Source organism: Collinsella aerofaciens, assembly GCF_040910185.1.
Classification (GTDB): Bacteria; Actinomycetota; Coriobacteriia; order Coriobacteriales; family Coriobacteriaceae; genus Collinsella; species Collinsella aerofaciens_BF.
In genome coordinates, this window is sequence record NZ_JBDGBA010000005.1 from 64,881 (window position 1) to 84,440 (window position 19,560).

The following is a 19,560-nucleotide window of genomic DNA, read 5'->3' on the forward strand; positions in this document are numbered from 1 at the left end:
GTGCCCTTGCGGTGCCGCGCTTTCTGTTCGTTTTGACCATGCAATCGCATGGGGGATTGGAGCGTCTATGCCCACACCTTCCACTGCACGCATGCACGACTTCGAGGTCGTCTCGAACCAGGAGATCGCCGACGGCATCTTCTCGCTCGTCATCTCGGCCCCCAAGCTTGCAAGTGCGCTCAAGCCCGGTCAGTTTGTGAACATTGCCGTGCCCGGCGATGCGTCCTCGTTGCTTCGCGTGCCCCTGAGCTTCTATCGCGCCGACGCCGAGGCCGGTACCGTCGAGCTGTGGTACGCCGTCGTGGGCGACGATACCCGTCGTTTGTCCCAGATGGGCCCTGGCTCCACCTCTAACCTGCTGGGCCCCGGTGGCCGTGGCTGGATGGTACCCGAGGGCACCAGGAAGGCCCTGCTCGTCGCCGGTGGCATCGGCGTTCCGCCTGTACTGTGTCTTGCCGGTATGCTTGCCGAGCAGGGTGTTGATGTGGATGTGTGCCTGGGCTTTGGCACCGCTTCCAAGGCCGTGGGTGTCGATGAGTTCCGCGCGCTGGGCGCCACGGTTAACGTGTGCACCGACGATGGCACGCTGGGCACGCACGGTTTTTGCACCGACCCGGCAGCCGAGCTGCTCGGCGAGGGCGGCTACGACTATGTGGCCAGCTGCGGCCCCGCTGTCATGATGAAGAAAGTCGCCGCCGCTGCCGCCGAGGCCGGTGCGTACTGCGAGGTGTCGCTTGAGCGCATGATGAGCTGTGGCTTTGGCGCCTGCAACACCTGCAATGTCGAGACGGTCGACGGTATGAAGGGCGCCTGCATGTGCGGCCCCGTGTTCGATGCTTCCAAGGTGGTGGTCTTCTAGTGGGTACCGTGAACATGGCCGTCGATTTCGGCGGCGTCAAGATGCAGAACCCCATCAACACCGCAGCCGGTACCTTTGGCTACGGTTGGCAGTTCCAGAACTTCTTTGATGTTTCCCAGCTAGGCGCCATCACCACCAAGGGTTGCGCTGCCGAGCCCTGGCCCGGCAACCCCGCGCCCCGCATGGCCGAGATTCCCGGCGGTATGATCAACTCCGTGGGCCTTCAGAACCCCGGCGTGGCTGCCTTTGCCCGTGAGTCCGGTCCGTGGCTCGAGCAGCTCTCCAAGGACGGTTGCCAGGTCATCTGCCAGGTCGCCGGTCACTCCGTTGACGAGTTTGTCCGCGCACTCGAGATGTATGTTGAGCTGTGCCCCTGGGCTGCCGGCTATGAGATCAACGTGAGCTGCCCTAATATCGCCGCCGGCGGTGCCGCCATGGGCTCTACGCCCGAGGGCGCCTCTTCCGTTATGGCTGCCTGCCGTAAGGTGACTGATAAGCCGCTGTTCGTGAAGATGGCGCCGGTCAACGTCGCCGAGATCGCCAAGGCCCTCGAGGCTGCCGGCGCCGACGGTCTTTCAGTCATCAACTCCATCCAGGGCATGGCCATCGACGTCCATACCCGCAAGTCCCGCGTGGCCAAGCCCAAGGGCGGCCTTTCGGGCCCGCTGTGCCACCACATCGCCGTGCGCATGGTCTGGGAGGTTGCCCAGGCCGTCGATATCCCCATCAACGGTGTCGGCGGTGTCATGACGGGCGAGGATGCGGCCGAGTTTATCCTGGCTGGCGCCACCTGCGTGTCGGTCGGTATGGCCAACTTCGTCGATCCGTGCGCTTCGCTCAAGATCGCGCACGAGCTCGAGGCCTGGGCGGAGTCCCAGGGCGTAAAGGACATCAACGAGCTGGTAGGTGCTTTCGAATGCTAGAGACCGATGCCCGCGACCGTGTGATCGTCGCCCTCGACTGCGACCGTGAGCGCGCACTCGAGCTCGCCCACGAGCTTTCTGGTCATGCCGCTTGGCTCAAAGTTGGCATGACGCTCTATTACGCTGAGGGCCCCGAGATCGTCAAGACCTTTAAGGACCTGGGCTTTAAGGTCTTCCTTGACCTTAAGTTCCATGATATTCCGCATCAGGTTCGCGGTGCTGCCCGCTCGGCCTCGCTTGCCGGTGCCGATCTGCTTTCGGTCCACGGCTTGGGTTCGGGCGCCATGCTCGCTGCCTGCCGCGAGGGCGCCGAGGAGGCGCGCGAGGACCGCGCCAAGCTCGTCGCCATCACCGTGCTCACGAGCATGAACCAGGATGCCTTGAGCGAGATCGGCGTCGAGCCGCCCGTGGCCGAGGAGGCCGCCCGCCTGGCAAAGCTCGCTCAGGCCAACGGCATCGACGGTATCGTGTGCTCGCCGATGGAGGCTCACGACATGCGTGAGCTGCTGGGCCCCGATGCCCTGATCGTGACTCCGGGTGTGCGTCCGGTGGGTGCCGCCCTTGGTGACCAGTCCCGCGTGGCGACGCCTTCCCAGGCTATCGAGCGTGGCGCAAGCCACATTGTGGTGGGCCGTCCCATCACCGGTGCCGACGATCCGGTTGCCGCCTTTGACGCCATCGTCGCTGAGCTGGTCGAAAACGTCGCGTAAAAGATTCCCCTAAGTCACCACTTTTGGGTCTCATTAGCACAAAATAGCCCCTGTGCCTGCGTAAACTTTCCCATCCTTTGTGTGGAATCGCAGGTCAGGGGCTTAACTTTGGGCGCAGTATATTGCACTTTTTGCGGGTATCGTCTAACCTATGGAGCCGCGACTGGGCATTTTGTACGTTCTACGTGCTAAAATGCCAATTATTGAATCAGATATAACCCAACTATTTGGAGGTACGAATGGCACTCCCTCAGCTTACCGATGAGCAGCGCAAGCAGGCTCTTGAGAAGGCTGCTGCCGCACGTCACGCCCGCGCTGAGCTTCGCGAGCAGATCAAGAAGGGCGAGAAGTCCCTCGAGTCCGTGCTCAACTCCGATGACCCCATCGCTTCCCGCATGAAGGTTTCCACCCTCATCGAGTCTCTTCCTGGTTATGGCAAGGCCAAGGCCGCCAAGATCATGGAGGAGCTCGGTATCTCCGCTACCCGTCGCGTCCAGGGCCTCGGCGTCCGTCAGCGCGAGCAGCTCCTCGAGCAGCTGACCAAATAAGTGAGCGCTCAGGATTCCAAGCTCTTTGTGATTTCTGGACCGTCAGGCGCAGGCAAGGGTACGCTCGTCACTCGTGTGCGCGAGCGCCGCTCGAACCTGGGCCTGACGGTTTCGGCTACCACGCGAGCACCACGCAAAGGTGAGGTCGACGGCGTCAACTACTTTTTTCTGACGCGCGAGGAGTTCGACCGCCGCGTGGCAAACGGCGAGTTTGTTGAGTGGGCCGAGGTCCACGGTAACTGCTACGGCACGTTGGTGAGCGAGGTCACATCCAAGCTCGCCTCGGGCGCGTCTCTGATTTTGGAGATCGATGTCCAGGGCGCCCTGCAGGTGAAGGAGCGTTTCCCCGAGGCCGTGCTGATCTTTATCAAGCCGCCTTCGCTTGAGGTGCTCCGCGAGCGTCTAGTCGGTCGCGGTACCGAGACGCCCGAGACGATTGAGCTGCGTATGGCAAACGCCGCCGATGAGCTTGCCCTTGCCGACCGCTACGACGACGTCGTGGTTAATGACGATCTCGACCGCGCGACCGATGAGCTCGTTCGCGTTCTCGATATGCATGAAAGGATCTGAGGTCCGTGTCCGTTGTAAAGCCTTGCATTGACGATCTTCTGGAGAAGACCGATCACAACCGCTTCCTGCTCGCTTCGCTTGCCTCCAAGCGCGCCTGCGACATCAATAGCATGCTGCGTGGCCAGCACAACCGTGTGCTTGCCGTCCAGGATGTCGATGACATCACCATCGGGCTTTCCGGTGCCGATACCATCTCGATGGCTATGGACGAGATTGTCGACGGCGACATCTCTTACGACGAGGCCCGTTACGAGAAGGCGCTCGGCCACAAGGTTGCTGAAGCCTAAATGGCGGCTCGCGTCTGCCTGGTCCACTATCACGAGGTTGGACTGAAGGGTAAGAACCGCGCACATTTTGAGCATATCCTCATGGATAACATCAAGGCGGCCTTGGCCGCCTTTTCCGTGAATGCCGTGTCTCGAATTTCCGGTTATATCCTCGTGACCTTTAACGAGCATCAGGCCGACGAGGCGGCGCGTGTCATTCGCACCGTTCCCGGCGTTGCCCGCGTGTCCCTGGCATATCACACGAACCGCGACCCGCAGGAGTACTGCGCCGCCGCCGTGAAGGCGCTGCGCGAGTTCGGTACCTTCGAGTCGTTTAAGGTGCACGCCAAGCGCTCCAATACCGACTATGAGCTCACTTCGATTGACATCAATCGTCAGGTGGGCGAGGTGTTGTGTGAGGCCTTCCCCGATAAAAAGGTTCAGATGCACGATCCCGACGCTATGGTGCACGTACTGGTGGTCCAGGGTAGCGTTTATGTTTACGCGCGCTCCGAGCGTGGCGTTGGCGGTCTGCCGGTGGGTTCTGCCGGCAAGGTCGTGACGCTGTTGTCGTCGGGTATCGATTCTCCGGTGGCGACCTGGATGCTCGCGCGTCGCGGCGCGGTGTGCGTGCCGGTACATTTCTCCGGCCGTCCGCAGACGCCCGATACGAGCGAGTATTTGGTGCAGGACATCATCCGTGCGCTTGAGCCGGGTGTCCAGATCGGTCGCCTGTACGTAGTCCCGTTTGGCGACTGCCAGCGCGAGATTTCGGCCACCTGCCCCAGCAATCTGCGCGTGATTATGTACCGTCGCATCATGTATTCGGTTGCCGAGCGCATTGCGCACATCGAGGGCGCCAAGGCTATCGTGACCGGCGAATCGCTCGGTCAGGTTGCCTCCCAGACGCTTGAGAACATCATGGCCGTCAACGAGGCCGTGAAGATCCCCGTGTTCCGTCCTCTCATCGGTTCGGATAAGCAGGAGATCATCGCGCGCGCCGAGGAGATCGGTACGTTCGATATCTCGACTGAGGCTGCGCCCGACTGCTGCACGCTGTTTATGCCGCGTCGTCCCGAGACGCACGCTAAACTCGATGCCGTGCATGAGGCCTGGGAGTTGTTCGATCACGAGGAGATGATCGAGCGCCTGCTCAAGCAGACCGAGTACATCGACTTCGAGAGCAACACGTATAAGGCCCCTAAGACCTTAAAACGCAAACATTCGGAGCTTGCTCCGCGTGAGATTTACCAAGATCACGAGTAATTTTGTGCATAGATCGACGATGCGCCTGCATCGTCGGTCTTTTGCTATCTGGGCATTTTGCGGCTAAGTGTTCATTTGCTGACGTGTGCCTGAATAATTGGACAGATTTGTGCAAGGTTTTGGTCGGTTTTTGGTTTGACCGCTAAAACCGGTTTTGGAGCGTGGCTGTTGCAGGGCTCTTTTCCTGACACGATGTTGTTGGGAGGTTTTGCTATGGCGCAGCGCGAACAACACGAACGGGTCAAACGGATGGACCGCTTGGCGGACAAGCTGCTCGGTCATAAGGCAGTGGTGATGGCGATACTGGTCGTCATTGCGATGGCGAGTGGACTGGCGATGGCGAACCTTGGCGGCGGTGCCGGCAGTGTGTCGTTTGAGCGCACTGATGGTTCGGGTTCGTTAGTGGAGCCGGGATCCGGCGATGCCTCGAGCGGAAAGACATCCGAAGGCTCTTCGCCTAAGGCGTCTGCCGCGGCAGAGGTTTATGTCGATGTTGATGGCGCCGTTGTGTCGCCCGGTGTATACCGCCTCAAGGACGGCGCTCGGGTGGCTCAGGCGATTGATGCCGCCGGCGGGCTGGCGCCCGAGGCAGACGTTACGGGGCTCAATCGGGCATCTAAGATCGTCGATGGACAGAAGATTCACGTTCCAACGGTAGGGGAGCAGCAGGCGTCCATTGCGGAAGCTGGTGTTGATGGTGGGGCTTCCGCATCATCGGGCGTGAGTGGCGCAACAGGCCTAGTAAATATCAATACGGCAAGCGCGGCAGAACTGCAGACGCTCTCTGGCATCGGTCCCTCCATGGCCCAGTCGATTATCGATGAGCGGACAAAGAACGGTGCTTTTGCCTCGGTTGACGATCTGATGCGTGTGTCGGGAATCGGCGAGAAGAAGCTTGCCAAAATCAAAGATTCCATCTGCGTATGAGTGCGACCGAGCGCGAGCATGTGATGCCTCCGCGGCCTCTGATGCCGTGGACGATGGCCCTGTGTGCCGGCATGTGCATGAGCTGCGCCTTGGTGCTCAACGTGGCCGCCGATGCGCTGCTGTGGGAGCGGGCTTCGGCGGTCGGGCCGCTTTGGGCCATCCCCGTTGCGGCGGCGGTATTCGTTGTGCTGGCTCAATCTTGTGCGTGGCTTGTCCCTTGGAAGCGGTGGCTGTATGCCGCGTCCGTCGGTCTTGTGGCGGGAGCGGTCGTCTCGGCCTGGTGGGCTGTGGGCGCGCTCAGCGCCTCGAAGGCGCTCGACGGTCGAGCGGCAAGCAGCCTTGAGTTTGTCGTGCAGGGTGATCCATCCATAAACGACGACGTGTATTCCTATACCTGCGAGGCACGCGCGGACGGTAAGAACTTGGCAACGGTTCGCCTATCGTGTGACCGCGAGCTCAAGGTCGGGGCGCACGCGCGTGTTATCGGTCGCGTTTCACGTTTTGAGAACGATGCGTATGGACGATCGCGCGTGCTCCGAGGCGAGGTACGTAAGGTTAAAGTCGTTCGGATTTTGTCGGTCGATGAGGACTCTCCGGGGCCGCTTCTTCGGATGCGAAATGGGCTGCTTGCGTCCATCGCGCCTGCGACCGACCCGGCGCGTGCACTCATAGCCGGTGTCGCCTGCGGTCGTTCGGCCGAGCTGCGCGCCCAGCCGGCGGGCGACTGGTTTTCGGTGACGGGAACGGCGCATCTTATCGCCGTCTCGGGCAGCCATTTGGCTATCGTGGGGTTTGTAATCGAGGGTGTATTGCAAAAGACTCGGTGCTCACGTGGTCTTCAGCGGGCGATATTGGCGATAACGCTTGTGGGCTACGTTGCCTTTACGGGCGCGTCTCCCTCGGCCGTGCGCGCGTGCTGCATGGTGTTCGCGACGCTTGTCGTAAACGGCGCGGGGCGTCGCCGGCACGGACTTTCGGCACTCTTCGTAACCATGTCCATCTTTGTGCTGCTGCGGCCGACGGTGCTGTTCGAGATGGGCTTTCAGCTTTCATGTGCCAGCGTCTTAGCCATTCTGTGCTTTTGCCCCTATGCGACCTACGCTTTGGGTGAGCTTAGTGTTCCGTCGGGCGTTGCCGGCATGCTTTCCGTCACGCTGTGCTCGCAACTGGCGACACTTCCCATTACCATTCCTGCCTTCGGTACGTTCTCGCTCATTGCTCCGCTGGCAAATGCGGTCCTCGGTCCGGTGGTGAGCGTACTGCTCGTCGTGTCGATCGTGCTGGTTCCCTTTTCGCTCGTGGCGCCGTTGCGGACTTGGGCGCTCGTTGTGCCCATGATTGCCGCCCGTTGCGCGCTGTTCTTTGAGCAGCTGTTTGCCGCCGTGCCGGGTGCATCCGTGAGCGTGCCGCCCGATAGCATGTGGATTTACCTAGTGCCGTGTTTGCTGGCGGTTCTGCTGGTCTGGTGGCCGCGTCCCCGTGCACGTCCTATGGCGGTGGGGCTTGCATGCCTGGTGCTCTTGGCTGCGATTCCGTACGCCTACTGGGATCGATTCGCTCCGCCTTCGGTGACGGTGCTCGATGTGGGCCAGGCCGATGCGATTCTTATTCGCCAGGGCGGCGCAGTGGCGCTCGTCGACTGCGGGCTCGACGAGCGCGTGGTGGCGGCGTTGGTTCGCAATAACGTGCACCATATCGATGCCGTCTTTGTGACGCATTGGGATGAGGACCACTGGGGTGGTCTGCCTGCCGTGCTCGAACAGTTTTCGGTCGGAACGATTGCCGTGGCGGCGGATGCGCTGGATGATGCTCCTGCCGAGGTATTGAACCGACCTGGCGTGGAGTATCGGCAGGTGTGCCGTGGGGATACGGTCGACATCGGCTCTTTTTGCGCCCGCGTGGTGTGGCCATTCGAGTCCGTGGATGGCGAGGGAAATGAGGACTCACTTGTCCTGTTGCTCTCTTATGTTCAGGAAGGCAAGGGCCTGCGCATACTCCTCACCGGTGATGCCGAGCTTGACCAAGAACGGGAATTCGTGCAGGAAGTGGGGGATATCGATGTCCTTAAACTTGGGCATCACGGCTCTAAGGTTTCAGTTGATGGTGAGTTGCTGGACGTCCTGAAGCCCGAGCTTTCCCTCGCGAGCGCGGGCGAGGGGAATCGATACGGCCATCCGTCCGATGCCTGCATCGATGCCGTTAAGGAAGCGGGCGGCGTGTTCGCGTGCACCATCGAACACGGAGACATTACCGTCACGCCGACTGCGAATGGCTTTGCGATGCGATGCCAGCGACCGTGACGACGTCGTTGGCGTGTGGTGGGCCCCTGGGCTAGAATGGCACGGAACGAATACGAAGGCCTGCGGGAGGGGAGCGCAATGTCCGAAACCGGTCTGCTGCCGGCATATCTGATTGTCGGTACCGACGGAGTCAAGCGCGATCACGCCGTCTCGCGTATGAAAGCGCGTCTGGAAAAGTCGGGTATGGTTGAGTTCAACCTCGACGAGCGCGACATGACCAAGGACCCCGATATCGAGTCCATTATCGGATCGCTTAACACCTTTCCGATGGGCAGCGAGTTTCGCCTGGTAATCCTTGACGGCTGCTCAAAGCTCGCCAAGGCGGTCTCGGAGCCGCTCGTCGAGTATCTGGCGAGTCCCAGCCCCACAACGGTCTGCCTCATCATCGCCGACTCGCTTGCCAAGAACACGCGCCTGTATAAGGCGATCGCCAAGATCGACAAGAAGGCTGTGATCGATTGCTCCGGCACCAAGCGCTGGGAGCTACCGCGCCGCGTGCAGCAGATGGCGACGCAGCACGGCAAGTCGATCTCGACGGCGGCCGCCGAGGAGCTCGTCTCGCGTTCGGGTGAAAACACTCGCATGCTCGATAACGACTTGGCTAAGCTTGCTCAGATGGTCGAGGCGCCCCAGATTGAGCTTGCCGATGTGGAGCGCTGGATTGTGCGCACTGCCGAGGTTCAACCCTGGGACTTTCTCAATGCGGTCTCGGCCCGTGACATGCGACGCTCGCTCGAGCTTTTCAATCTATTGCCCGCTAAGAGCTACGTGTGGACTTATACATTGCTGTGCGGCCGCATCCGCGAGCTGATCGTCGCCAAGGCGCTCGATGCGCGCGGTCAGGGTCGTGAGCTGGCCGCAACACTTAAGCTCCAGTCCTGGCAGGTCAAGAATCACCTGACCTGGGCACGTCGCTTTTCGATGGCAGAGCTCGTTGCCGCGCTCGAGGGCGCGGTCGATGTGGAGCTCGCACTGAAGGGTTCGGCCGATTCTCAGACCGCGCTTTTGCTCTGGATTACGAACATCTTGAGAAAATCGTGATGATACCTGCCTATTTGACAAATTCGTTCTATCCCTTTGAGGGGGAGCGTGCTATAGTAGGCGCTTGCATGACCTCACCGTGTCTCAGAGGTGTCATACATTTTTTGCAAGGAACTCGAAAGGAACTCCAGAAGTGGCAAACATCAAGTCTCAGAAGAAGCGTATCCGCACCAATGAGGCAGCTCGCATGCGTAACAAGGCTGTCAAGTCCGAGCTCAAGACGCTGACCAAGCACGTCCAGTCCGCCGTCGCCGAGGGCGACGCCGAGAAGGCCCAGGCTGCCCTCAAGACCGTCACCAAGCGTCTCGACATGGCTGCCGCCAAGCATGTTATCCACAAGAACCAGGCTTCCAACCGCAAGTCCGGTCTTGCCAAGCTCGTGAACAGCATCAACGCCTAAGTTGTAAATTTCACACCACACAGATTACGCGCATAAATGGAGCCTGTTTTATGGAACAGGCTCCATTTTTTGTACCGCTCGGGTAAGATAGTCCGCATGAATACTTCAATTGACATTTCCCACATCCGCAACTTCTCAATTGTTGCGCACATCGACCATGGCAAGTCCACGATCAGTGACCGCATTCTCGAGCTCACCCATACCGTCGACGAGCGCGACATGGAGTCGCAGCTGCTCGACACCATGGATATCGAGCGCGAGCGCGGCATTACGATCAAGTCCAATGCCGTCCGCGTTTCCTATGACGCCGACGATGGCGAGACGTATCAGTTCAACCTGATCGATACGCCGGGCCACGTTGACTTTACCTACGAGGTCTCGCGCTCGCTGGCAGCCTGTGAGGGCGCGGTGCTCGTTGTCGACGCCACGCAGGGCGTCGAGGCGCAGACCGTCTCCAACGCGACGCTCGCTATGAACGCCAATCTGGATATTGTTCCTGCCATCAACAAGATTGACCTGCCCTCGGCCCATCCCGACGAGGTCAAGACCGAGATCGAGGATGACCTGGCGATTCCCGCCGATGATGCCGTGTGCGTGTCGGGCAAGACCGGCGAGGGTATTCACGATCTGCTAGAGTCCATCGTCTTTTTGATCTCTCCGCCTAAGGGCGATGCAAATGCTCCGCTCAAAGCGCTCATTCTGGATTCGTACTTTGACGAGTATCGCGGCGTGGTGGCCACGGTGCGCGTCTTTGACGGCTCCATCAAAAAGGGCGATACCCTGCGCATGATGCAGGCAGAGGGCGACTTTTTGGTCGACGGCGTGGGTGTCAAGCGTCCTGCCGAGACCCCGGTTGACACGCTGACGGTTGGCGAGGTCGGCTACGTGGTCACGGGCCTGAAGGACCCCGAGGCCGTTCGCGTGGGCGACACCCTTACCTGGGCGTCGAACCCCTGCCCCGAGCCGCTTCCTGGTTACCGCGAGGCCAAGCCCATGGTCTATACGGGCCTGTTCCCGATCGATAACAAGGACTACGAGAACCTGCGTGACGCACTCGATAAGCTGCACGTCAACGACCCGTCGTTGGTGTGGGAGCCCGAGACCTCGGTGGCGCTCGGCTTTGGCTTCCGCGTGGGCTTCCTGGGCCTGCTGCACATGGAAGTCGTTAAGGAACGCCTGGAGCGCGAGTTCAACTTGGACCTCATTGCCACGAGTCCCTCGGTCGACTATCACGTCTACAAGACCGACGGCGAGATGATCGATGTCCGCAGCCCGCAGGACCTTCCCGAGGCCACGCGCATCGAGCGTATCGAGGAACCCTACCTCAAGGCAAAGATCATCTGCCCGCCTGAGTACACGGGCGCCGTCATGCAGCTCGCCATCGAGCACCGCGGCGTTACGACCGACATGATCCACCTGACGAGCAAATCGGTCGAGATGCGCTTCGATATGCCGCTTGCCGAGCTCATCTTGGACTTCTTTGACCAGCTCAAGAGCCGCACTAAGGGCTATGCCTCGCTCGACTACGAGTTCAACGAGTATCGTCCTTCCGAGCTTGTGAAGCTCGATATCTTGCTTTCGGGCGATGAGGTGGACGCGCTGTCGTTTATCGTGCACAAGGACAAGGCCTATGGCCTGGCCCGCGGTCTGTGCGACAAGCTCAAGGAGATCATCCCGCGTCAGCTGTTTGAGGTGCCCATCCAGGGTGCTATCGGCAACAAGATCATTGCCCGCTCCACCGTCAAGGCGCGTCGCAAGGACGTGCTTGCCAAGTGCTACGGCGGCGATATTTCGCGTAAGCGCAAACTGCTCGAGAAGCAGAAAGAGGGCAAGAAGCGCATGAAAGCCATCGGCTCGGTCGAGGTCCCGCAGGAGGCCTTTATGGCGATTCTCAAGGTGGACGAGTAGGCCTATGGCGCTTTCCGAATACAGCGAGCGGTTGCTGGGCGCCTATGCCGAGCAACCGTTCCTTATGGCTCCCATGGCGGGCGTGACCGACCCTGCCTACCGCATCATGTGCCGCCGCCGCGGTGCCAACCTTGCCTACAGCGAGATGGTGAGCGTGGCAGGCCTTGCATATGCCAGCAACAAAACGTGGCGCCTGGTGCTGCCGGCCGACGAGGAGCAGCAGATTTGTGTGCAGCTCTTTGGCTCCAAGCCCGATCAGTTTGCGAGTGCCGTCGCCGCCGTCGAGGAGCGCGTTGGCGATCGCCTGTCGCTCATCGATATCAATATGGCATGCCCCGCCCGCAAGGTCGTTACCAAGGGCGAGGGCTCGGCGCTCATGCGCACGCCCGATTTGGCCGAGAAGATCGTCGAGGCCACGGTGGGTGCGGCGCACGTGCCCGTGACCGTAAAGATCCGCAAGGGCTTTTACGCCGAGGACCGTAATGCCGCGACGTTTGCCCAGATGCTTGAGGGCGCAGGGGCTGCCGCAGTCGCCGTGCATGGTCGTTGCGCTACGCAGCTCTACACGGGCCAGGCGGATTGGTCGGTCGTCGATGAGGTCGCAGATGCCGTCGAGATTCCCGTGATCGGTTCGGGCGATGTGTTCTGCGCCGAGGATGCCGCGGAGCATCTGCGCAACTCGGGCGCCAGCGCGGTGTTTATCGCGCGCGGTATCTACGGGAACCCGTGGGTGTTTGGCGATGCTCGCGCCCTTGCGCTCGATGGCATACCGGTGCCGGTTCGCAGCTCCGTCGAGCGCCTGGACGCCCTGCGTGAGCACCTAACGCTGACACATGAGCTCCTGCCGCTCATGGCGCGTGCCCGTACGTACGCAAGCTGGTACTTAAAAGGCATGCCCCATGCCGCCGCTTGGCGTGCCCATGTGGTGCGCTGTTCCACTTACGAGGAATTTATGGCGCTGGTTGATGAGATCGAGCGCGATGTGGTGGCCTGCGAGACTGCCCTTGCCGCCGGCGAATCGGTGCCCCCTCATCCGCTGGAGGCTTAAGGGTGGCCGTTACCGCGCTGTACGTGCACGTTCCGTTTTGCGCCCAAAAGTGCCGGTACTGCGACTTTGATTCGCGCAGTTTTGCTCCATGCGACCCGAGCGCTGCGCTCGATGCCTATTTTGAGCAGTTGTTCGCGCGCCTCGATGCTTTTGGCAAGGCTGGGGCCCTTGGCCAAATCCGCACCGTCTATGTTGGCGGCGGTACGCCGTCGCTGGCGGGGGAGCGCCTTGTGGAGTTGGCGCGGCGTATTCGTGCGTGGTGCGCCCCTGTTGAGTTTACCTGTGAGGCCAATCCCGAATCGCTGACCGCCGAGCTTGCCGCTGCGCTTGCCAAGGTTGGTGTCACACGCATCTCTCTGGGCGTGCAAACGCTCGATAACGCCGAACTTACCGCCATCGGCCGCATTCACGATGCCGATCGGGCGCTCGCTGCCATCACGACGGTTAAGGACGCTGGGCTCGATGTGTCGTGTGACCTGATGTGTGGTCTTCCCGGGCAGACCGCCGTAAGCTGGCAGTGCACGCTCGATGGCGTGCTGGCGGCGGCTCCGCATCATGTGTCGGTCTACCCGCTCACGCTCGAGGAGGGGACGCCCCTTTATCGCATGGCGTGCCGTGACGAGTCGCTCGAGCCTGATGAGGATTTTCAGGCCGCATGCATGGACGTGGCACGCGAGCTCCTGGGTGCCGCCGGCTATCACCCGTATGAGGTGGCGAGTTACGCGCTCGACGGCCATGAGTGCGCCCATAACATTGCCTACTGGACCGGACGGGGCTACCTGGGCCTGGGTCGTTCTGCCGCGGGCATGCTCGACGCCGAGGATTTCGACCGTCTTGCGGGTTTGTTCCCCGGCGTGTCTTCTCGAGGCGATGCGTACCGCGTGCGTCTGGTGCAACGTGACGATGACGCGACGGCGTTCGAGGCCGAATATCTCTCGCAGCGCGAGGCCGCGGCCGAAGACCTGATGCTTGCTTGCCGCATGACGCGCGGTGTCGCGTCCGACCTGTTGGTTCGCGCGGTTCGTGTCATCCCAACGGGCGAGCTGGCAGCTGCCTGCGATCGCGCGCTCGAATTGGGTCTTGCCACTTGGGTGCCCGAGACGCTCGGGGTCCATGAGGGACCCTTCACTTCGGCAGATGTCGTCGCGGGCCATGTTCGAGCTCGTCTGGCGCCGACACACCTGGGCTGGCTCGATGGAAATGTTCTGTTCGAGCTGTTTTGGGATCTAGCTTAGGCCGCTCGGGTAGAATTACCGGAATATATACGCTGCTGTGAGCAGGAGGTTGCCGCGCATGGCGACGATGAACGAAAAAGATTACTACGAGATTTTGGGTGTCTCCAAGGACGCCACCTCGCGTGATATTCAAAAGGCCTTCCAGCAAAAGGCCCGCAAGCTCCATCCGGACGTCAACAAAGAGCCGGATGCCGAGGAAAAGTTTAAAGAGGTTTCCGAGGCCTACGCCGTGCTTTCGGATGAGCAAAAACGTGCGCGCTACGACGCCATGCGTTCTGGCAATCCCTTTGCCGGTGCTCCTACGGCTTCGCCCTATGGTGGCAGCTACGCCGGCAGCACGGGTTATGGCAATCCTTTTGAGGGCGGCTTTCCCTTTGGTGGCGCCTGGGGCCAGCAGCGTCGTGGACAGGCTGCCTACAATCCCGAGAACGGCGCCAACGTGGTCGTCGATATCAAACTTGACGCCAAGGAGGCCAAGGGCGGTGCCCGCAAGACCGTCCGCTACACGCGCTTCGATACGTGCGGACATTGCGGCGGCTCGGGTTCTGTCTCCTCCGAGCATGCCCATACCTGCCCAAGCTGTGGCGGCCGCGGCCACATCGACGTCGACCTGTCCTTCCTGTTTGGTGCGGGTACGTTCCAGTCGGTCTGCCCCGAGTGCGGCGGTTCCGGTAAGGTCGTGGCCGACCCCTGCCCCGATTGTGGTGGCAGCGGTCGTACTCGCGCAACCTCCGAGCAGACGATTGAGTTTCCTGCCGGCACGCACGATGGCGACGAGGTCCGCATTAGCGGCATGGGACATGCTGGCACCAACGGTGCCGCGGGCGGCGACTTGGTCGGCCGCGCCCATGTTGAAGCCGAGCGCTTGGAAGGCAAAGCTCGTACCGGTTTTTACCTGATGGGCATCGTGGCGCCGTTTTTGGTGCTGTCGGCCATTTCGGGCGTGTTCTCGGCCTTTGCCGTGATGTGCTTTATTCCGTTTACCATGGGCCTGTTTATGGTGCTTTCGGACGGTGTGCTTCATCGTAGTCTGCTGTGGTGGAAGCGCGGTGCGATGCAGTTTGCCAACGGTTTTGCCAACGGCTTCATGTTCGCGCTCGTGTCAGTTTGGTTCGCGAGCTGCTCGCAACGGGCCATGCTTTCGCCGTACCAAATGCAATAACATCAAACCCTCTGTTTGCGGCCAGCCCAGCTTGGGTATAGGACGCACTGTGACAATAATGAAAGTCGGAAGGATTCGGTCGTGTCGGAAAATAGGGATTACTACGAGGTGCTTGGCGTCGACAGGGATGCCGACGCGCGGACGATTAAGCGCGCGTTTCTAAAGAAGGCCCGTACCGTACACCCGGACGTTTCGGACGACCCCGAGGCCGAGGCCAAGTTCAAGGAGCTCAACGAGGCCTATTCCGTTCTTTCCGATGAGCAGAAGCGTGCTAATTACGACCGTTACGGCACCGCCGACGGTCCTGGTGGTTCGGGCTACGTCGATATCAACGATATCTTTGGTGGCATGGGCATGGACGACTTGTTCTCGTCGTTCTTTGGCGGCGGTGCCGGCGGTGGCGCCCGCAGCCGTCGTGAGCGTCGTCGCGGACGCGACATGGCCATCTCGCTTTCGGTGACGCTCGAGGAGGCGGCGCTCGGCTGCAAAAAGACGATCAGCTATGACCGCCTTGCTCCTTGCGAGGACTGCAATGGAACCGGTAGGGCAGAGGGCGCACAGGAAAAGCAGTGCGGCCGCTGCCACGGTACGGGCTACGTCACGACGGTTCAGCGTTCGTTCTTGGGCCAGGTTCAGTCTTCCTCGCCTTGTCCCGACTGCCATGGCGAGGGCACGGTTATCGACCATCCCTGTGAGACCTGCGACGGTCAGGGCCGCACGCCTTCGCATGAGAAGATCGACATCGATATTCCCGCCGGCGTTTCGACCGGTCGCCAGCTGCGTGTGGGCGGCTTTGGCGAGGCCGGCCTTCGCGGCGAGCCCTCGGGCGACCTGATTGTCAACGTGCGTGTTGCCGACCATGAGCGCTTTAAGCGCAACGGTGACGACCTGTACCTCGTGAGCGATATCTCGATTGCACAGGCTGCGCTCGGCTGCGAGATCGAGGTCGAGGGCATTATGCCCGACGAGGTCGTTAAGGTGACGGTTCCCGCCGGCGCCCAGTACGGCGACACCGTGAGCGTCAATAATTACGGCATGCCGCGCATTGGCGGTGGCGGTTCGCGCGGCCGCCTGATCGTGCAGCTGCGCGTGGTCGTTCCCACCAATCTTTCCAATAAGCAGCGCGAGCTGCTCCGTGCTTTTGCCGATGAGATGGGCGATGACGTCGCTTCCGGTAAGAAGTCGGTGACCGACCGTATCAAGAGTGCCCTCGACGATATCCTCGATTAAGGAGCCCGCGTGCTCGCACCCCATATTTCCGTCGTCAACCTCGGCTGCCGTGTCAACCGGGTTGAGTCTGACCGTATCACTGCCGATCTTATGCGCCTGGGCTTTGCTATTGTGGAGCCCCAGGATGCCGATCTGATCGTTATTAACACCTGTGCCGTTACGGGCGAGGCCGAGGCCAAGACCCGTAAGGCCGTCCGTCATGCGCTGGCTTATCCAAACGAGCCCTATGTGGTCGTGACCGGATGCGTGGTCAATCTGCACCCCGAGGAGCTGCTGGAGCTTTCGGACCGCGTGATCGCCGAGCCGTCCAAGATTGATGTTGCCGAACGCGTCTGCGAGGTGCTGGGCGTTGAGTCCGATAGCGTTCCCGCCTGCAGCGATGGCGAGGTGGTCGATGCGCTCGGTCGCTCTCGCCTGGGCGTGAAGATTCAGGACGGCTGCAACCATCGCTGCACCTATTGCATTGTGTGGAAGGCACGCGGCCCCGAGCGCTCCGTGCCCGTTGAGTCCGTGCTCGAGCAAGTTCGCGAGGCCCAGGAGGCCGGCGTGCCCGAGGTGGTGCTGACCGGTGTGAACCTGGGCGCCTACGATGGCAAGAGCGCGACCGACGAGCATGTCGAAATCGATGAGCTGCTCGAGGCCATCATGGAGCGCACGTCTATCCCGCATGTGCGCATTTCCTCGGTTGAGCCCATGGATATCTCTGAGCGCCTGCTTAAGGTTATGGCGCGCTTTCCGCAGCGTATCGCCCCGTTTTTGCACCTGCCCGTGCAGTCCGGCTGCACGGCGACCCTGCATCGCATGGGCCGTCCCTATAGTGCGGAGGCCTTTGAGGACACGGTGCGTATGATTCGCGCCAATCTGCCGCAGGCGTCACTTTCTTGCGACGTTATTGTCGGCTTCCCTGGCGAGACGGACGAGGAGTTCGAGGAGTCGCTGGCGCTGTGCCGCCGTGTGGGTTTCTCGCGTATGCACGTGTTCCGCTACAGCAAGCGTCCCGGTACCCTTGCTGCCGACATGCCCGACCAGGTTCCGCCCGAGGTTATGGCCGAGCGCAGCCGCCGTATGCGGGCCGCTGCACAGGAGCTCGCTATTGCCGACGCTCGCCGTCGCGTGGGCACGGTCGAGCGTGCCGTGCTCGAGTATGGCGACAACCTGACGCTCGGCTCGTTCCATCATGCCCGTCTTGACGATACCTGTGGACTTACAGCCCCGTGCCTGCTCGATGTTGCTATCATCGGAGTCGATGATTCCGGCTTGGTCCATGCACGCAGGGAGGTTCATGGAAGCCTCGAAGATTAGACTTACCGTTCCCGAGGGGATTGATCCCTCGCGCGTTTTGGGCGCCGGCGACGGCGTCCTTCGTGCGCTCGAGAGTTTGGTTCGCGCTCATGTGGTCGCCCGTGGCGATAGCATCTCCGTGAGCGGCGACCCGGACGAGGTCGAACTCGTGGCGCGCTTTTTCGAGCACGCTTTTCGCGAGGCGGCCGCCGGGCGCACGCTGTCTGCCGACGATGTCTCTCGCTGCCTGGCCGTCTTGCGCGACGGTGAGCACGAGGCTACGTCGCTTCGCGATGACGTGCTGCTTTCGTATCGCGGCCGTGTCATTCGCCCCAAGACGCTCGGCCAAAAGCGCTATGTGGATGCCATCCGCACGCATACCATCACGTTTGGCCTGGGTCCTGCCGGCACCGGTAAGACCTATCTGGCCATGGCGCTCGCCGTTGCCGCGCTCAAGCGTCACGAGGTGGGCCGTCTGATCTTGACGCGTCCGGTTGTCGAGGCGGGGGAGAATCTGGGCTTTTTGCCCGGCACCCTCGAGGAAAAGATCGATCCCTACATGCGTCCGCTTTACGACGCCCTTTTTGACATGATGGATCGCGAGCGCACCGATGAGCTTATGGAGCGCGGCGTGATCGAGATCGCCCCGCTTGCCTACATGCGCGGCCGCACGCTGAGTGATGCCTTCGTGGTGCTCGACGAGGCACAAAATACCACGCCCGAGCAGATGAAGATGTTCCTGACGCGCCTGGGCTTCAACTCCAAGTTCGTGATTACCGGCGACCTGAGCCAGCGCGACCTGGTGGGTCGTCGCGGCGGTCTTGCTGACGTTGAGCAGATTTTGGGCCGTGTCGACGATGTGGCGTTTGCACACCTGGAGCGCGCCGACGTGGTGCGCCATGCCTTGGTGGGACGTATCGTCGAGGCATACGATACTTATGATGATGTGCGCGAGAAGCGCGTACGTGACCGAAAGGAGTCCCGTTGAGTGTATTGATCAGCAACGATGCCGAGCTCGATACGCTGCTCGATGCCCAGGAGGTGGAGCACATCTGCGAGGTTGTGCTTGCCGCCGAGGGCGTTGAGCGTGAAGTCGAGATTTCCCTTTCGTATGTCGACGAGGACGAGATGCACGAGCTCAACCACGAGTGGCGCGGTATCGACCGCACCACCGATGTGCTCTCGTTTGAATGCGACTCGGCCTTTGACGAGGATATTCCCGCCGACGAGACGCTCGAGCTCGGCGATATCATCTTGGCCCCGCAGGTTATTGCCCGTCAGGCCCCCGGTTTTGGCAATAGCTCCGCTGACGAGTGTCGTCTGATGCTCGTACACGGCATGCTGCACTTGCTGGGCTATGACCATATCGAGGACGACGAGGCCGAGGTCATGGAGGCCCGCGAGGACGCCATCCTGCGCGATCTGGCGTTCGAGCGCGGCGAGGACCCCAAGCTAGTCCACGTCGGCCCCATCACCAACCACGCCCACGACTAGGAGCCGTCTATGATTCCCGGATCGAACAAGGACCATCCGTCCTTCTTAAAGTCGTTTTCCTACGCCATGGAGGGCTTCGTTACCGCCGTCAAGACCGAGCGCAACATCAAGGTCATGCTCGTGGCGGGCGTGTGCACCGTCATTGCCGGCTGCATCGTGGGGCTCGACATTGCCGAGTGGGCCACGATTATCATCTGCTGCGGCCTGGTGATTCACGGCGAGCTGTGCAATACCGCCATGGAGGCCATTGTCGATCTGGCGACCCAGGAGCTCCATCCGCTGGCAAAACGCGCCAAGGACATCGCCGCCGCCTCGGTATACGTACTTTCCATCACCGCCGCGATTGTGGGCTTGCTGGTATTTGCCCACGCGCTCGGCTTTATTTAGAAAGG

Annotated in this window: 20 protein-coding genes; all 20 read left to right on the forward strand. The window is 61.1% G+C overall.

The window, feature by feature from the left end:
• The first annotated feature begins 91 nt into the window (after positions 1 to 91).
• The 20 genes from AB5Z54_RS03325 to AB5Z54_RS03420 all read left to right on the forward strand — a co-directional run bounded on the left by AB5Z54_RS03325 (position 92) and on the right by AB5Z54_RS03420 (position 19,555).
• Positions 92 to 859 carry a dihydroorotate dehydrogenase electron transfer subunit gene (locus AB5Z54_RS03325; protein WP_271738815.1) on the forward strand — a complete coding sequence of 256 codons (768 nt, stop codon included), beginning with the start codon at positions 92 to 94 and terminating at the stop codon, positions 857 to 859.
• Positions 860 to 873: 14 nt separating this feature from the next.
• Positions 874 to 1,782, forward strand: a complete 909-nt coding sequence (locus tag AB5Z54_RS03330) for a dihydroorotate dehydrogenase (protein ID WP_006236128.1) — start codon at positions 874 to 876, stop codon at positions 1,780 to 1,782.
• A complete protein-coding gene (gene pyrF / locus AB5Z54_RS03335) occupies positions 1,776 to 2,492 on the forward strand; it encodes an orotidine-5'-phosphate decarboxylase (protein ID WP_271738795.1) in 717 nt (238 codons plus the stop codon). The genes AB5Z54_RS03330 and pyrF overlap by 7 nt, the downstream gene beginning before the upstream one ends.
• 239 nt (positions 2,493 to 2,731) lie before the next feature.
• Entirely contained in the window at positions 2,732 to 3,040 is a 309-nt protein-coding gene (gene mihF / locus AB5Z54_RS03340) for an integration host factor, actinobacterial type (RefSeq protein ID WP_006236130.1), read from the forward strand.
• The gene (gmk, locus tag AB5Z54_RS03345; protein ID WP_006236131.1) at positions 3,041 to 3,610 is read left to right on the forward strand and encodes a guanylate kinase; all 570 of its coding nucleotides are present in this window, start codon (positions 3,041 to 3,043) and stop codon (positions 3,608 to 3,610) included.
• Positions 3,611 to 3,615: 5 nt separating this feature from the next.
• On the forward strand, positions 3,616 to 3,897 hold the full coding sequence (locus tag AB5Z54_RS03350; RefSeq protein ID WP_035138532.1) for a DNA-directed RNA polymerase subunit omega: 282 nt from the start codon (positions 3,616 to 3,618) through the stop codon (positions 3,895 to 3,897).
• Positions 3,898 to 5,142, forward strand: a complete 1,245-nt coding sequence (gene thiI / locus AB5Z54_RS03355) for a tRNA uracil 4-sulfurtransferase ThiI (protein WP_368160205.1) — start codon at positions 3,898 to 3,900, stop codon at positions 5,140 to 5,142. It begins immediately after the preceding gene.
• A 213-nt stretch (positions 5,143 to 5,355) separates the two neighbouring features.
• Positions 5,356 to 6,069, forward strand: coding sequence for a helix-hairpin-helix domain-containing protein (locus tag AB5Z54_RS03360; protein ID WP_368160207.1), 714 nt, complete (start codon positions 5,356 to 5,358; stop codon positions 6,067 to 6,069).
• Entirely contained in the window at positions 6,066 to 8,369 is a 2,304-nt protein-coding gene (locus AB5Z54_RS03365; protein ID WP_349127529.1) for a DNA internalization-related competence protein ComEC/Rec2, read from the forward strand. Before AB5Z54_RS03360 ends, AB5Z54_RS03365 begins: the two co-directional genes overlap by 4 nt.
• A gap of 78 nt (positions 8,370 to 8,447) precedes the next feature.
• The gene (gene holA / locus AB5Z54_RS03370; protein ID WP_118289038.1) at positions 8,448 to 9,410 is read left to right on the forward strand and encodes a DNA polymerase III subunit delta; all 963 of its coding nucleotides are present in this window, start codon (positions 8,448 to 8,450) and stop codon (positions 9,408 to 9,410) included.
• Positions 9,411 to 9,543: 133 nt separating this feature from the next.
• On the forward strand, positions 9,544 to 9,810 hold the full coding sequence (gene rpsT / locus AB5Z54_RS03375; protein ID WP_022094714.1) for a 30S ribosomal protein S20: 267 nt from the start codon (positions 9,544 to 9,546) through the stop codon (positions 9,808 to 9,810).
• A 96-nt stretch (positions 9,811 to 9,906) separates the two neighbouring features.
• Complete coding sequence (lepA, locus tag AB5Z54_RS03380; RefSeq protein WP_368160209.1) at positions 9,907 to 11,718, forward strand: translation elongation factor 4; 1,812 nt, start codon at positions 9,907 to 9,909, stop codon at positions 11,716 to 11,718.
• 4 nt (positions 11,719 to 11,722) lie between these two features.
• Positions 11,723 to 12,766 carry a tRNA dihydrouridine synthase DusB gene (gene dusB, locus AB5Z54_RS03385; protein WP_349127527.1) on the forward strand — a complete coding sequence of 348 codons (1,044 nt, stop codon included), beginning with the start codon at positions 11,723 to 11,725 and terminating at the stop codon, positions 12,764 to 12,766.
• A gap of 2 nt (positions 12,767 to 12,768) precedes the next feature.
• Positions 12,769 to 14,001 carry a radical SAM family heme chaperone HemW gene (gene hemW, locus AB5Z54_RS03390; RefSeq protein WP_368160211.1) on the forward strand — a complete coding sequence of 411 codons (1,233 nt, stop codon included), beginning with the start codon at positions 12,769 to 12,771 and terminating at the stop codon, positions 13,999 to 14,001.
• Between the two features lie 58 nt (positions 14,002 to 14,059).
• Positions 14,060 to 15,163 (forward strand): DnaJ domain-containing protein, encoded by a 1,104-nt coding sequence (locus AB5Z54_RS03395; RefSeq protein WP_349127525.1) that lies wholly within the window; start codon positions 14,060 to 14,062, stop codon positions 15,161 to 15,163.
• A gap of 81 nt (positions 15,164 to 15,244) precedes the next feature.
• Positions 15,245 to 16,393: a molecular chaperone DnaJ gene (gene dnaJ / locus AB5Z54_RS03400; protein WP_368160214.1), complete on the forward strand. Its 1,149-nt coding sequence runs from the start codon at positions 15,245 to 15,247 to the stop codon at positions 16,391 to 16,393.
• Positions 16,394 to 16,402: 9 nt separating this feature from the next.
• Positions 16,403 to 17,695 (forward strand): MiaB/RimO family radical SAM methylthiotransferase, encoded by a 1,293-nt coding sequence (locus AB5Z54_RS03405; protein WP_368160216.1) that lies wholly within the window; start codon positions 16,403 to 16,405, stop codon positions 17,693 to 17,695.
• The gene (locus tag AB5Z54_RS03410) at positions 17,676 to 18,662 is read left to right on the forward strand and encodes a PhoH family protein (protein ID WP_368160218.1); all 987 of its coding nucleotides are present in this window, start codon (positions 17,676 to 17,678) and stop codon (positions 18,660 to 18,662) included. Before AB5Z54_RS03405 ends, AB5Z54_RS03410 begins: the two co-directional genes overlap by 20 nt.
• On the forward strand, positions 18,659 to 19,168 hold the full coding sequence (ybeY, locus tag AB5Z54_RS03415; protein ID WP_055285156.1) for an rRNA maturation RNase YbeY: 510 nt from the start codon (positions 18,659 to 18,661) through the stop codon (positions 19,166 to 19,168). Before AB5Z54_RS03410 ends, ybeY begins: the two co-directional genes overlap by 4 nt.
• A 9-nt stretch (positions 19,169 to 19,177) precedes the next feature.
• Positions 19,178 to 19,555, forward strand: coding sequence for a diacylglycerol kinase family protein (locus AB5Z54_RS03420; RefSeq protein ID WP_099431794.1), 378 nt, complete (start codon positions 19,178 to 19,180; stop codon positions 19,553 to 19,555).
• The last annotated feature ends 5 nt before the right edge of the window (positions 19,556 to 19,560 follow it).